Annotated in this window: 8 protein-coding genes; all 8 read right to left on the bottom strand. The window is 41.6% G+C overall.

The features are described from left to right. Positions 1-32: 32 nt before the first annotated feature. Complete coding sequence (locus C825_RS08110; RefSeq protein ID WP_010802114.1) at positions 33-2690, bottom strand: glycoside hydrolase family 2; 2658 nt, start codon at positions 2688-2690, stop codon at positions 33-35. 107 nt (positions 2691-2797) lie between these two features. After that, the gene (locus tag C825_RS08105) at positions 2798-4405 is read right to left on the bottom strand and encodes a RagB/SusD family nutrient uptake outer membrane protein (RefSeq protein ID WP_010802113.1); all 1608 of its coding nucleotides are present in this window, start codon (positions 4403-4405) and stop codon (positions 2798-2800) included. Between the two features lie 12 nt (positions 4406-4417). Then, complete coding sequence (locus C825_RS08100) at positions 4418-7669, bottom strand: TonB-dependent receptor (RefSeq protein ID WP_228100081.1); 3252 nt, start codon at positions 7667-7669, stop codon at positions 4418-4420. A 446-nt stretch (positions 7670-8115) separates the two neighbouring features. Further along, complete coding sequence (locus tag C825_RS08095; RefSeq protein ID WP_010802111.1) at positions 8116-9081, bottom strand: FecR family protein; 966 nt, start codon at positions 9079-9081, stop codon at positions 8116-8118. Between the two features lie 70 nt (positions 9082-9151). After that, positions 9152-9694, bottom strand: a complete 543-nt coding sequence (locus tag C825_RS08090; RefSeq protein ID WP_007654600.1) for an RNA polymerase sigma-70 factor — start codon at positions 9692-9694, stop codon at positions 9152-9154. Positions 9695-9970: 276 nt separating this feature from the next. Continuing rightward, the gene (locus tag C825_RS08085; protein ID WP_010802110.1) at positions 9971-10819 is read right to left on the bottom strand and encodes a TonB family protein; all 849 of its coding nucleotides are present in this window, start codon (positions 10817-10819) and stop codon (positions 9971-9973) included. Beyond that, positions 10816-11394 (bottom strand): RNA polymerase sigma factor, encoded by a 579-nt coding sequence (locus tag C825_RS08080; protein WP_010802109.1) that lies wholly within the window; start codon positions 11392-11394, stop codon positions 10816-10818. Before C825_RS08080 ends, C825_RS08085 begins: the two co-directional genes overlap by 4 nt. 84 nt (positions 11395-11478) lie before the next feature. Continuing rightward, positions 11479-15414, bottom strand: a complete 3936-nt coding sequence (locus C825_RS08075) for a hybrid sensor histidine kinase/response regulator transcription factor (RefSeq protein WP_010802108.1) — start codon at positions 15412-15414, stop codon at positions 11479-11481. Positions 15415-15432: the final 18 nt, after the last annotated feature.

Genomic DNA, 15432 nt, shown 5'->3' with positions numbered 1-15432 from the left:
ATAGCATGTTCCGCCTATAAAATCAGGATACATCAGTCATTGATCCCTACACCGAACTGCGTCTGTTGCCTTTCAACATCTTTCACTTTCAATTGATTTAATTCTTTACGTAAACGTTCGTTCTCCCTTTCCAGATCACTTTTGTTAGTGGAAAGATTAACTACAGAGCGGGATTGTCCGGATAAGGATAACTCTTTCTGTGAGAAAACTTCTTTTTGATCATTTGCTACACTTTCAAACTCCAGTATCCCCTCCAACGGACGTGACTGGCCCGGATTTTGCATGGAAGCACTGATTTTTATTTTACCCGACTTTGTTGTCGATTGTACCAGGACCGGAGCAGTCCCCCAAACGACCGGACACGGATTCGTACCCACGGAAGCCTCTCCCAGCAAACGTCCCTCACCTTCTATCTCAAACCGGACAACTGAATTATTCAAACGTTTCACCGTTCCACGCTTATCTACGATTTCGGCAATGATAGTTACCACATCGGAGCCATCCGCTTTCAAAGGAACCTGCTCATTGTCCAGACGAAGAGAAATATGGTCTGCCTGACCGGACGGATAGCGTTTATCGCTCACTACGACTTTCCCGTCTATCAATCCCTCGGCCAGCAGATACGCATCATCCTGCCTTCCCGAACGTGCCATCGCTTTCCATTCCATAAAATGAAATGCATCCGCAAAAGTTATTATAGGAGAAGGCATACCTTTATGATCAGGGTCTTTCTTATAAATATACTCTTTCCCATTCTTGAAGACTGTTAAACGTACTTCATCACAATTGGAATACACAGTCACATCTTTCGGTGAAAAAGGTGTAAGTTCATGTGCTATATAGATCATCGGTCCATTATCCGCAATCAAATCGCTTTTTTCCGGAGAACGCTGCGACATAAACATATAATAAGACGCTTTCGGCTGGCGAAAAGCATCCATAATTCCGCCATAAAAAGGATCGGCATGATAACCGCGCTGATGATCGAACGAATGCCAGAAACAGGCACCGACTATCTGACCGGGCTTATTGCAGATCGTTTCATAACATAAAACCGGATAATCCTTTACATAAGACGGATTCGCATAATGCTCCGCCTGAAGCAGCATCGGTACTTCTCCCCATCCCCGTGCCACACGGCTATCCGAGTTCTGGGCGTTCCAATCGTCGACATTATCTCCCCATTCACGAATGAAATAGGTTTTATCTGTCCGTAATTTCGATTCGATCGGACGCAGTAACAAGGAGTAGTAATGATCACCTTCCGCCCCGTCGTCACAGGCCGCAATACTATAGGGATACGGGTATTCTTCCCGGCAAATATCCAATGCCTTTTTGGCAAAGTCCTCCGGATAATGCGTCTCATTCAGGATTGGTTCCCAGAAGAACAAAGAGGCATGATTACGATGTATACGGATCATATTCCGTATATCCGAATAAACACGCTCTCCAAAAACCGGTTCTTTATTCCAGAACTGCCAACCCGGAACTTCTACCAGTGCAAACAAACCTAATTCATCACAAGCATCCATAAAAGCCGGGTCTATCACATAATGGGTACGAATAACCTTCAACCCCGCATCACGCAGTTTTTTGGCATCCCGCCATTGCATTGAATTCGGCAAAACATTACCCAAAACAGCAAAATCCTGGTGCCGGTTTGTTCCCATGATCTTTCCTTCGTAAGGTTTTCCGTTTATCCATAAACCTTCCGTTTGTTTAAATTCGATACTTCTGATACCGATTCTCTGACGATAGCCATCCACAATCCGGTCATTAGCACCTTTGACCATCACTTCCAAATCATATAAATAAGGATGATCGGGACTCCATAAAGAAGGTGCGTTAATTTTCATCGAACCAACAGCATACGAAGCATTTCCCCTCTTCACTGTCAACTTCTTCGATACACGCTTGACAAGTTCACCAGATTTCCTTTTCAACTCAAAAGTAACCGTAACATTCTTATCGCTTACCGAACTATTCCGGATATGGGCTTTTAGATTGACAAGGGCACTTTTTTCAGACACATCCGCATAAGAAACAAACAGGCCGCCCCCCGCAACTTCATTTTCATAATTTGCATTGGTTATAAACACATCATTATGTGCAATCAGCCAGCAATCACGGTAAATGCCTCCGAAATAAGTAAAGTCCAGCATATTTTGCGGTTTACCGACCGGATAAGAAGGGTCATCACTATTATCTGCCTTTACTGCTATTACATTTTCTTCTCCCCACTTCAGGAGATTAGTTACATCTAAAATAACAGGTAAATATCCACCATAATGCTTTTTCAATAATTGCCCATTCACATAGACTTCACTTTTCCCCATTATCGCTTCAAAATGTATAAACATTTGTTTTCCTTTCAACCGTTCATCCGGAGTAAAATGTTTACGATACCAGGCAATGCCCTGATAATTAGCACAACCACTGGCTTCCTCCGGCAGATACTCCAATCCATGCGGAACAGAGACCACCTCCCAACCGGAGTCATCAAAATTCACAGTATAGGGCATCCCCGGCACGTCACCTTTAATAAATCTCCATGCCAGATTCATGGAATAAACCTCACGTCCGGTATTAGGCAACTCATAAAAACCGGCAGTCGAGAACTCCGGCAAGTTTGAGGCTGACAGATTGAATGTCAATAAGAGAAAGAGTAACGCTAAAATATTCTTTTTCATAAAATAGTCTGTTATTAGAATCAATCACTTTTACTTTCAAAAGGAAACCCCGCATCTTCATCCGCAAATTAAGATCCGGGGTTCTCCAACCTAATTAGTAATCAGTATTACCAATCTTTATTCTGCACCAGATTTGAATTATTATCTATGGCTTCCTGAGGAACCGGGAACAAATACATCTTATCATTCCAGAAACGTTCTTCCACAAACTTATTATCCATAGCTTCACTAATCGCTTTCAAACGTGCACCGTATACTTTGCCGGATTTCACCTTATCTGCAATACGCCAACGAATAATATCATAATAACGCAAACCTTCAAAGGCCGTTTCTATCCGTCTTTCATGGCGTAACTTTTCACGCAGTACAGATTGGGAAGCAATTACAATATCAGGCATCCCCGCCCGTTGACGGATTTGGTTAATCAACGTAACCGCTTCACCCAAATCCTGACCGGATTCGATCAAAGCCTCCGCCCGCATCAAAAGGACATCTCCATAACGCAAAATAGTCAAATTCTTCTGACCACGTGTACGGTCTGCATATTCTCCCTGCAAATCCACCCACTTCGTGACCAGAAAGCCGGTCATATGAGTTTCTTTCTTTACATAATCCTTACTGTCCGGATCGTCAACACCATAGCGTGAAAGAACATTTCCACCCACTTTCCACTCCCAATACGGCCACATGATCGTAGCTGCCAGACGAGGATCGCGGAAATCATATTCTCCGCGATACGTTTCAGCTTCCGCATCTTTCCTTTTCTGGAAATATTCACACCCCAGAGATTCGCATTCGGAAACCGGATGACCGTTCACACATTCATAATCGTCCACCAACTCCTGCAACCCCAACACATGGGACCAACCGGCATAAATGGAAGAGGCCGGAGACAGGTTACGGTTCAGTTCATGTACAACCAACGGAGAGCTATATTGATGTTCAAAAATCACTTCCTTATTACTGCCATCAGCCTGTGGACGGAATAATTCTTCATAACTGGGATGAAGCTCGTATTTTCCGGCTTTAATCACCTCATTCGTATAATAAAGAACCTTTTCATAATTCTTTTCATGTAGATAAATACGGGAAAGAAATGCATTTACTACCTGCTTGTTAACACGACCGGTTTCCGTTATAGCAACCTTCTCAATATTCGGTAAAACTCCATCTTCCAACTCCTTCAATATAAAATCCAAAACTTCCTGGCGAGGCTGACGTGATGTCTCACGAGCTTCAGCCACACTCAAAGTCTTAGTAATCAAAGGTACATCTCCAAAAAAGAAAACCATATCATAATAAACAAATGCACGAATAAAACGTACTTCCGCATTAAAACGGAGATATTCTTCTTCCGATATCTGGTCTTTCGCTTTCTCGATCCCTTCCAGTATATAATTCAACTTGGCTATGGAAGCATACTTCCATTCATCCTTAACTGCTGCACTCTGAGTAGTATAAGTACCGTTACCCACTTCTTTATATTTGGCTTCACGATGTGTTGCATTATCACTGATACAATCACGAAGTACTACTTCGTTGGGTCCATACACATATTGATAAGCTCCCTTTACCATCATTTCCGTCTGGCTCTTATCGCTCCACCATTGATCTTCTGAAATCTGATCCAAAGGAGGAGTTGTCAGGAAACTGTCGCATGAAGAAACACCTAGCGCCATCATGGCCGCACATATATATATTTTTATTGATTTCATTTTTCCAGCTTATTAAAATTGAACATTCAAACCAAAAGAATACGTCCGGGCAAACGGATAAGACACTGATTTTTCAGACTCCGGATCCATACCCGGCACAAAATCAGAAACAGTAAACAAATTATTAGCAGAAAAATAGACACGGACTCTATCAAAACCCGCCGGTCTCAATATCTCACGCGGAATAGTATATCCGATCTGTAAATTCTTCATACGGAAATATCCGGCATTGATCATCCAGTAATCAGACTGCTGATAATTATGCGTTCCATCGTCCTTATTCAAAATACGCGGATATTTGGCTCCTGTATTTTCCGGTGTCCAGTAATCCAAATGATGTTCAAAGATAGAAGAATCATAAAACGGTCTGACAAAATTATCCATTATAACCCGATCTTTCTGCCCGATCCCTTGGAAGAACATATTCAAATCAAAGTTCTTGTAATCAAATCCCAGATTCACACCATACAAGAAATGCGGGTTCGGATCACCTATTACAACACGGTCGTTAGCATCGATCTTATTATCTCCATTCTGGTTTTTATAACGTATGTCACCGGCTGCCGTATTGGAATTCTGGAAAGGAGCATTGGCTACCTCTTCGTCAGACTGGAACAGTCCCATTGATTCATATCCATAGATCGAATTAAACGGTAATCCGACATCCGTGTATGTATTGGAACCTTTCCACGGCCCTGTACCTCCCAAATCAATAACTTCATTCCGGTTATCAGATAAATTACCTGAAATACTGTAACCGAAATCATTGATCCGATCATCCCAGCTCAGAGACAGTTCCCATCCTTTATTACGGACTTCACCGACATTCATATTCGGTTTACCGAATCCATATTCTAACGGAACAGGCATTTCCAACAAAATATCTTTAGTATTCTTGATATAATATTCACCGGTAAAATTCAAACGGCTGTTTAACACCTTTACATCTAAACCCAAGTTTAACATGTCGGAATGTTCCCAAGTCAGTTCCTGATTTCCGATCGTCTTCAAAGAAGCAATCTGCTGATAAGTATTGTTCAGTATCAGACCTCCTGTAGAAATCAATGTATAACTCGGATAAAGTCCTAATCCGGTCGCACTACCTGTTTGTCCCCAGGATGCCCTGATCTTTAGATCATCCAGCCAGCTACGTATACCTTTCATAAACGATTCCTGAGAAATTCTCCATGCAGCAGCCACAGAAGGGAAAGTGGACCAACGGCTTCCTTTGGCGAAACGGGAAGAAGCATCCGAACGCATACTCAATGACAAAATATATTTATTATCATAATCATAATTAATACGACCGATAAACGAAGCCAACGCCCAGTGTTCACCATTTCCGTCATTACTCCAGTTATCTTTCGGCCCTGGGTTCAATTCCCAGATAATATCAGTCGGATAACCGGAACGGGCACCTTTCAGCCAGTCGCTGTTCTCACTTTCCTGCTGATAACCTGCCAGGATATCCAGATTATGAATACCAAAACTCTTCTTATAATTCAACAATGCCTGCAAGTTATAATAAGCATTATAATCGCGACGATCTGAAAAACTATTCTCTCCGTTTTCAAAAACCTCCTGTGTAAAATAGTTTTTATAAAATACTTTACGGGCTCTGGATTCTTCATTTTTGAAAGTATATTTCACATTAGCTATTCCGGTAAACTTCAATCCGTCAATAATTTCATAATCCAGCTTGAAAATACCTGAAGCTTCATGCCTGTTCGTATATTTCTGCCCACCTTCATAAAGGGGAACCAATGGGTTTGTAAAGAATCCGGGATTATATCCGTATGAACCATCCGTATAATAGGCAACCATTGTCGGATCGGCCTGAATCAACTGTTTATAAATATCTTCCTGATTATTCAAGGCATCCATATCCCTCAGTTGATAACGTATATCAAAAGAGATACCAAACTTTTTGGTGATCGAAATATCCGTACTCGAACGCACATTGAATACATTCTGTTGAGTATTCGGGAAAATGCCAGTCTGATGATCTACACCCGCACTTACCAGATATCTCACTTTTTCCGTACCACCGGAAGCCTCCAGACCATGACGCGTCGTAACGCTGTTCTGTATCGCCAAATCCAACCAGTTTGTGTTCGGATAACGATTCAGATCCGTACCGTTGGCAAACTTTGAAATATCTTCATCGGTATAAATCGGAGCACGTCCCATATTTCTCTCCGCCTCATTCTTTATTCTTGCATATTCCGCTGAACTGATCGACTGCGGCATATACATCGGCGTATTAACTCCCACCGAGCCGTTATAACGGAAAGTTGGTTTACCCATCTTACCGCGTTTTGTGGTTATCAGCAATACACCATTTGCGGCCCGTGAACCATAAATAGCCGAAGATGCTGCATCTTTCAGTACATTAATACTCTCAATATCTTCCGGATTCAAGAAGTTAAAATCGGCAGGAACTCCATCGACCAACACCAAAGGTTCAGAAGAATTATCCGACTTCAAAACGGAAGATCCGCGCAGTTGAAGTTTAGGGGATTCACCCGGGGCACCTTTTGCCGTTACACTCAAGCCCGGAATCTGCCCTTGCAGAGCTTCACCGACCGTCTGGACAGGACGGTTCTGAAGAACATCCGACTTAATCGTTGTCACAGCCGTAGCAATATTTCCCTTCCGTTGTGTACCGTATCCCACGACCACTACTTCATCCAGGTTCTGTGCATCCTCTTTCAGTACAATGGACCAGTTTTTTCTATTTTTTACCGGAATTTGCTGTTCTACATAACCAATGTATGAAATCACTAAGATATCATTATCCGAAGGCACTTCCAAACTAAAGTTACCTTCCATATCCGTGATCGTACCAACTGTTGTACCTTTAATAAAGACATTGGCTCCGATTACCGACAAGCCACTTTCATCGGTTACCGCCCCTTTGACCAGTTTACCGGATTGCTGGGATACTGCGGCTTGTGTTTGTGAGTGTTTCGTCAAAACAACATATCCGTCATCAAAAACAAATGACACGCCGGTTCCATCGAATATTCTGTTCAGACAGTCGCCGACTGTGTTATTCCCTTTCTTTAAAGAAACCGTTCTGTTTGCGTCAATCTCCCCTTTATTATAAACAAACATATAACCAGTTTCCTTTTCAACCTGTTTGATAAAGTCTCCGATCGTCATACGAGTGTTTGCAATATTTACTTTTGCCGTCTGCGAACTTAAATCCGACGCATAAGATGCAAAAATGCAGACAAACAGTAATAATGTAGAAATTCTCATAATATTTAAAAACTTCTTTAAATGTTTTCTTTGATACAAAAAGATTGACAAAGCATATTTTTCCATACCTTTGTAAAATTAAATGTTTAATACTTTTTTCGACTAAGAGTGTTAGATGTATAGCAGACAGGTGTTCCAGCACCTGTCTGCTTTTTTATATAAAAAAGGCTTCTTATTTCTTTTAAATCATAGGCATCTTATTTTAAGGTTACACATATTTTCAGATTCTATTAAGTTAAACCCATCAGATCAAAAACGCCACTATAACCGGCAACAAATTAAACATAATTTAACAAACAAGCCATATTTCCAGCGTTTAACTTTGATTACTCGCCGATCTTCTTCATGACTTTGTTTTGCATTACACAAGTATTGTTAAGGTCATACGAATGGCCGTCATAGACAATGCCACGACTCTGTAACAGATATTTTCGATATCAGAGTATTTATTGTAAAACAATCAGATTACGCTCATCATCCTTTGTATAAGTGAACGGATATACTATCTGTAATTTCCGCAAAACGCTTTCCACTCCATCCCTTTGTCTGAATTTTCCGGTATAACGGTAGTTACCCAGTTTCGTGTTTTTCACAACAATCGACACATCATAAAACAACTCCAGTTTCTTAATAATATCTGTTAACGACATATCATCAAAAACAAATACGCCCTCTCTCCACGACAGAAAATCGGTATTCTCAAATAAGGCAACTTCCGATGAAGAATCCGACACTATAATTTGCTGTTGCGGACGTAGTGAAAAAGTACGATTCCGGTCGTTTGCACAAGAAATGGAAACCGCTCCCTCAACCAAAGAGGTAACAAAATACTTTTCCGCCTCATAAGCGCTCACATTGAATTTTGTTCCGGTTACCTGTATATCCATTTTGCTTGTCCTGACAACAAAAGGTTTCTCCTTATTCTTTTCTACTTCAAAAAAGGCTTCTCCATGCAACTCTACCTCCCGTTGCTTCAAATCAAAACGTTCGGGATAGCGCAATGTTGAATTGGCATTCAACCAAACTTCCGTACCGTCGGCCAGCAATACCCTGGCACGCTGACCGGGCGGGGTTGAAAACTCCTGGTAACGGGCAAGTTCTTCGCCTCTTCCTCCCATATTTGTCATTAATAAATAAGTTGACAAAACAGAGAACACCATGATAGCCGCATAACCGGCTATTTTCCGCATATTAAATAAGAATGTGCGTTTTTTCCTCAAATGAACAAACGACCGGTATTGCATATCAGAAGCAGGATGCTCCTCCCGGACTATAGAAACAAGTGCCGACAGATTTTGTATATCGGCTGCTTCTTTCTTTAGTTCTGTATTTTCTTTTAATAACAGAAAAAGAGTTTGCTTTTCTTCTGATGAAATATCTCCTGTCAAATATTTAGATAACAGATCATGCATATTTTCTTCCATTTATAAAGTTAAACCCTTACCGGGAGACAGACCACTATAAAGCAGTTCAAAATAAACATTAATTAACCAAGAACAAAAGCAAGGGCAAGTAATCTTTCAGTTCTACACGTAGCTTTTTCAATGCTGTAACAATATGGTTTTCAACTGTATTTACAGATATTCCTAACTCTTCTGATATTTCTTTATACTTTAATCCCTCGATACGGCTTTTTATAAACACCTCCCGGCAACGTTCCGGCAATGTATCCAAAGCCCGCTGAATGATCTCCTGCAACTCCTTTTCCGAATGATATGAATACTCCATCGATTCCAAAGCATATAGTTTGAAACCCAATTCTTCTTTCATCTGAGCATTATATTCCTCTTCTATAAGTTTATGTCTCAGGAAATTCAGGCATCTGTTTTTAACCAGGGTAAACAAATAGGTAGTAAGTGTACAGGACAATTCAAGTTCATCTTTTTTCTCCCAAAGTACCAAAAAGACATCCTGCACTATATTTTCCACATCCTCATTTGCCGATATGTAATTCTTAGCAAATGCAAACATCTTCGGATAGTACAGCTTATATATTTTTTCAAATGTATCTTGGGGATAAACCATATCTAATTCTGCAAATTCTATACTTTAGCAAAAGTAACATATTATTCTAACTTTTAAACAATCGGGCAAGATTTATCACTTTTCTTTCCATTCCCATATGAATTTCAGGAACACTTTGTCAACACAACCTAGTCACTTTACTGATTGTTTCCCACTGCAATGGGGATTATTCCCCTTTGTAGTGGGGATTGTTCCCCTTTACAATGGGGAAAATTCCCCACGTAATAAAAAAATATGGGGAATTTAAACTGGGAAAAGAAACACAGATGATAGAAGTTACGGGGCAAAAACAACCGGGACAAACACCTTAGCCGTATCCACCTGCCAGTCCGGTCCTTTTTCAATCAGGCGGAGGGCTTCCTTATCGGCCGATTCACACAGGCTTTGTTTTACTTTCAAATCGACAGGGCGTCCTTTTTCATTGATATGGAATTCAACAACGACTGTTCCGCTCACTCCTTTGCAAAGGGAATCCTGCGGATGGATAAGTTCCTTTTTCAGATATTCGCGATAAGCTTCTTCGCCGATTACCGGCTGAAGTATATGCCGGGGCATCGAACGGGTTAAGGCCTTAGCTGCTACAGGAGCTTCCTCTTCCGCAACTATATCGGCTACAGCGACATCTTCACAAGGTGCGGAATAAACTGCTACCTGGGCTACAGAGGTTTCTGCAACAACAGGAGCCGGTGACTGAGGGGTGCCTTCAGAGACCTTCGCTTTGGTCTCCCCTGCTCCCGAAGCGCTTTCATGTTCTTGTATGGAGTCGGCTGCAATACCCGCCAACGGTACTTGTTGCAACGGAGCCGCCTGTTCCTCCATAACAACCGCCAGCGGTGACTGTGCCGGCATACCTAATTGTCTGCCCAGCCAGAAATAACTACCGAAACCTAAACAAATCAACAGGCTGGCGGCAATACTCCATTTCGTTATGCTGTCGCGGTGCGAACGGGTACGGTGGGAAATCCGGCGGCGCATCTCTTCAATACTTTCCACATGATTGCCCTTGACGGCCTGGAAACCGTCGAGCGCATCCGACAGGAAAGGATCTTTCATCGCCTCTTTTTCCAGGCGATGGGCTTCCTTGCCTTTTCGTGAACCTTGTATGTATTGCATCAGACTTTTCATTGCGCCATTCTCTTTTCTATGCAACTTTTCAGATTGCGTTTGCCATTCTGAATATAACTTTTTACACTTTTCAGCTGATATCCGGTCTGTTCCATGATATCAGCGTACGACATTTCTTCCATAAAGAAAGAGAGGATACAACGCTGCTGCGGTTCGGGCAATTTCTCCATGCAATGTTTGAGGGCTGCCGTACGGGCATCGTCGCTTGTTTCTTCCTTATCTAATAGATGCAAAATATCGTACGTTTCCACAAATTGTTGGTCAAAATCAGTTGCTATCTCCAGATTTTCTTTCCGGAGCAACTGGAAACAATGGTTCTTCGCCACACTGTAAATCCAGGTTCTGAATTCCCGTATCTCGTAACGTGACAGTTTAGGCAACAGGTCTTCAAATAATTGCATCACAGCATCCTGTGCCTTGACCTCTTCCTGCAAGTATTTCAGACACAAACCGTAAATCAACGGGATATAACGGTTATACAATTCACCGAAATAATCACTTTCCCCGGTTTCCTTATATAATCGTACCAACTCACTGTCGGAATAACTCGATATGTTACGTCTGAAAAATAGCAATTTGTCCCTGTTTTTTCTACAAATATAAACTTTAAATCTAAATGATTACAATAAAAGCAAAAATCCCGATTATCTACACCCGACTTAATTTTTACGACGATATTCAGTCGGTGTCATCCCGTAACTCTGTTTAAAAGCCGTACTAAAATAACGAGCGCTGGAAAAACCGGCACGATCTGCAACCTCCTGAATACTCATTTCTTTATGAGAGGAAAGCAGGCGGGTTGCCTCGACCATCCGGAACCTGATCACATAATCGCCAATTGAAATATCCGACAAATGGCAAAACTTGCTGTAAAGCGTCGTACGGCTCATAGCCATCCCTGAAGCAATAAAAGCTACATTCAAATCCGGATTAGTCAGATTCTCACGAATCAACGTATTCAATTTTTGCATAAACTGTTCATCCGCATTACTTACAGCATCCTCTTTAGGAGAGAACAGACAACCGGATTCCCGATAACGTGCACGAAGCTGATCGCGTTGTTTCAATATATTCTGCAAAATTACTAACAAAGAATCTACATCAAACGGCTTTGCCAGGTATATATCCGCACCAGACTTATACCCTTCGAGCGAACTCGCCTGATCTGCTCGGGCTGTAAGTAAAACGACAGGTATATGACTAACTGTCACATCGTTTTTGATCCGGCGACACAGTTCATAGCCATCTGTCCGAGGCATCATCACATCACTCACTATAATATCCGGCTGATATTGCCCCAAAAGTTCCCATGCTTCTTCTCCGTCTGCTGCCACATAAATTTCTTTAAACTCAGCCTGCAAAACACCGGACAGATAGTTGCGTAAATCTGTTTCATCTTCGGCCACTAGTAAGGTGTATTTCGCAAGCGATATATCGGCTTGCCCTACCCCAGCATTCTCTGCCGTCACACCGGCATTCTCCAGACCAAAACCGACTACCTCACTCGACTCTCCCGAGACAGAGGCCTGTTCCAGCGGCAGATCGAAATAGAAAGTCGCACCACCGTCTTCATTATTATAAGCCCCAATATTACCTCCATGCAACTCCACTAATTTACGAGCATAAGCCAATCCGATTCCACTACCTTTACGATCATGGTCACCTTGATAAAAACGGGAAAAAAGACGGTCCATATCTACATGTTCCAATCCAATACCTTGGTCAGCAAGAGAAATACGCACATTTGTTCCTATGCGTTCTGTACAAATAACTAACAGAGTATTCGGTTCGCTGAACTTCATCGCGTTTATCAATAAGTTAGATAAAACGACACGACATTTAGAAGCATCGAAGGGGACTTTCTCCACTGAAGTATCCAACTTGAATTCCAGGCAAATTCCACGAGCTTCAAATTCCGGAATGAAATCATCTGTTACCGACCCTATCCAATCATTGAGATTGTAAAAACAGATATCCATGACATCACCGTTCGTGTCCGATTTTTGGGCATCGAGCACCATATCTACTATTTCCCGCATCCGGCTGGTCTGCAACAACAAGCCGTTCAATTGGCGAGACACATCTTCATCCGTCACTTTTCCGGATTTCAACAAACGTTTAAGTGGGGCATAAATCAAGGTCAGTGGCGTACGCAGTTCATGACTGATATTAACCATAAAGCGAACTTTCTCCTCATAGAACTTACGTTCATGTTCTTTCATCGCCCAAGCAAGTTCGCGCTCCTTCTTCTCCATTATCAAACGGATACCCCATCCGGTTATTATCAGAACTACGACAATCATTAATGCTATAAACCATACCCGCTGCCACAAAGGAGGAACCACATTAACGGTTAATAATTTCAATGGTACACTCCAATCTCCGTTCCTCTTCCCATACGAAACCCATAATTCATAATTACCAGGAGTAAGAGCCGGAAACGAAAATGCATGGCTGGAAGTCTCCAATAGTTCCTCCCGATCCCCCTTAATGGCAAAACGGAACAATTTTTTCCGCATCAAATCCTTCTCTTTTACGATGACACTCAGTCCCAGAGAAGCATAATCCCATGGGATGGAAATGACTTGTTCTCCAAATATGCCGTCCGGATGAATTGGCGAACCATCCAAAGCCAGATTGATCAAACTGACGGAAAAATCTTCTTCCTTTTGGAATTCCTGATCAGGTCGTATTCTTACAACTCCATCCACCCCTGCAATATAAATATCTCCGGAAGAGGTTTTTAAAGCCAGCTGCGGTAAAAACTCACGTGTAAAAACACCATCGGATTCTCCGAAAACGATCACACGTTCCTCCTGAGAAACATACGCATATAACCCATCATGAGTACTCACCCAAAGACGATCATGAGTATCGAAAGCTAAAGACGTAATCCCGATAAAACGCTTCGTATCAACAGTATCTATCTTTTGTGTAGTGCGGTCATACACATATAATCCGGAAGAAGTCCCCAACCAGAAACGTTTATTTTTATCTTGTTTTACCGAAATAATTGTTCCGAATTCTTCCTTTGTCACGAATAGCGGACGTAACTGTTTATGCGGAAAGTCCAATACATATATAGCCTTAGAAGAACTTATGTAACACGAATCGCCAGAAACAAAACAAGGAGCTAAAAAATTATGAGGTACCATATCTTCCGGCAAAGATTCGAATTGTTGTTTTTTTGTGTCATACACACAAAAATAATTATCTGTTAAAAGGTAAAAACGGTTTTCATCCACACGATACAAACGAACCGTATTCCCTAGCAGAAATAAATCATTTCGAACATTCCCCCAGTTTAACCGAAACTCCCGGCATTCTCCGGTCGTTTTATTAAAAAGACAAAGGCCGACACCAAATAAAGACAACAACAATTCCGAGTCACTATAGGGCATAATGGAAACAATTTTCATATCCGATGTTTTAGGATATTTCTGAAACATTTCCTTTACCGGATCAAACAAATTAAGACCACCACCATCTGTTCCCATCCAGATTTTCCCGTCCGTATCTTCATACATGGAAGTAACCGACTGGAAACTTAATCCATAAGACACGCCGGGAGGAGCATCCCGATAGGTGGTCATAAAAACGGGTTTGATTCCTATCAGCCCCCCCCGGATACTACCAGCCCATATGTTATCTTCATCATCAATGTAAAGACTGGCAAAAGAATTTACCGGAAGAGAGTGATGATCGCCAGGCAGATGCATGATGGCTTTCACAGACTTATTCTTGTAATTATAAATATTGATACCTCCTCCATCTGTCGCCAGCCAAAGTTCACCATCTTTTTCCCGCATATCCTGTACGATATTATGAGTCAACCTGTCTGGTGCTTCCAGATGTTCCAATAGCTCTCCGTCATAACTATAGCAATATACACCTTTATTATAAACTGCCACCCAAATCCTCTGCTGTGAATCCAGATACATCGAAGAAATATTCTTTTCTTGAATAAACGAGACCTGCTCTATCTCTCCGGTATCCAGATAATACCACCAAAGCCCACTTCCCAAAGAAGAAAACAAAACCTTCCTATCCTCTTTATTATACAAAAAAGCATAATTGGGTAATAAATCAGGTAACTGCCCCTTTTCCGGACATTTAAAAATCCTTTTTTCTGCATAGGAATAACAAAATCCCCCTTTCTTTCCTAAAAAATAGATTCCATCCGGCATAAGAAAACAACAAGTTACAACCACCGGTTCACCATCTATTTCCTGACATATAAATTTTTGGGTATCACGATCGAAATAAGCGAGTCCGCGACTGGTTCCAACCCAAATATGTCTTTCCGCATCTTCTTCCAGAAAAACGATGTCATTATAAGGGAGAGAATGCGGATTGTCTTTTTCTTCCTGATAAACCGTTACCTTTTCCCTGTCAAAACGATTTAACCCGAAGCGGGTACCGATCCATATAACGCCCCTGTCATCTACCAATACACACTTTACAGAAGACTGCGATAATCCGTCCTGTAAAGAAATCTGTTTAAAATAATACCTTGGGGTTGCACAAAGCTCCCCCGTTAAGAATATAAAAAACAATAATAGATTTAATTGTAGATACTTCCCTAACATTTGCATAACTATATATCACCCATT

Source organism: Parabacteroides sp. ASF519 (assembly GCF_000364265.2).
Lineage (GTDB): Bacteria > Bacteroidota > Bacteroidia > Bacteroidales > Tannerellaceae > Parabacteroides > Parabacteroides goldsteinii.
The sequence above is the reverse complement of the archived record's forward strand: the minus strand, read 5'-3'. Positions and strand labels throughout refer to the sequence as shown.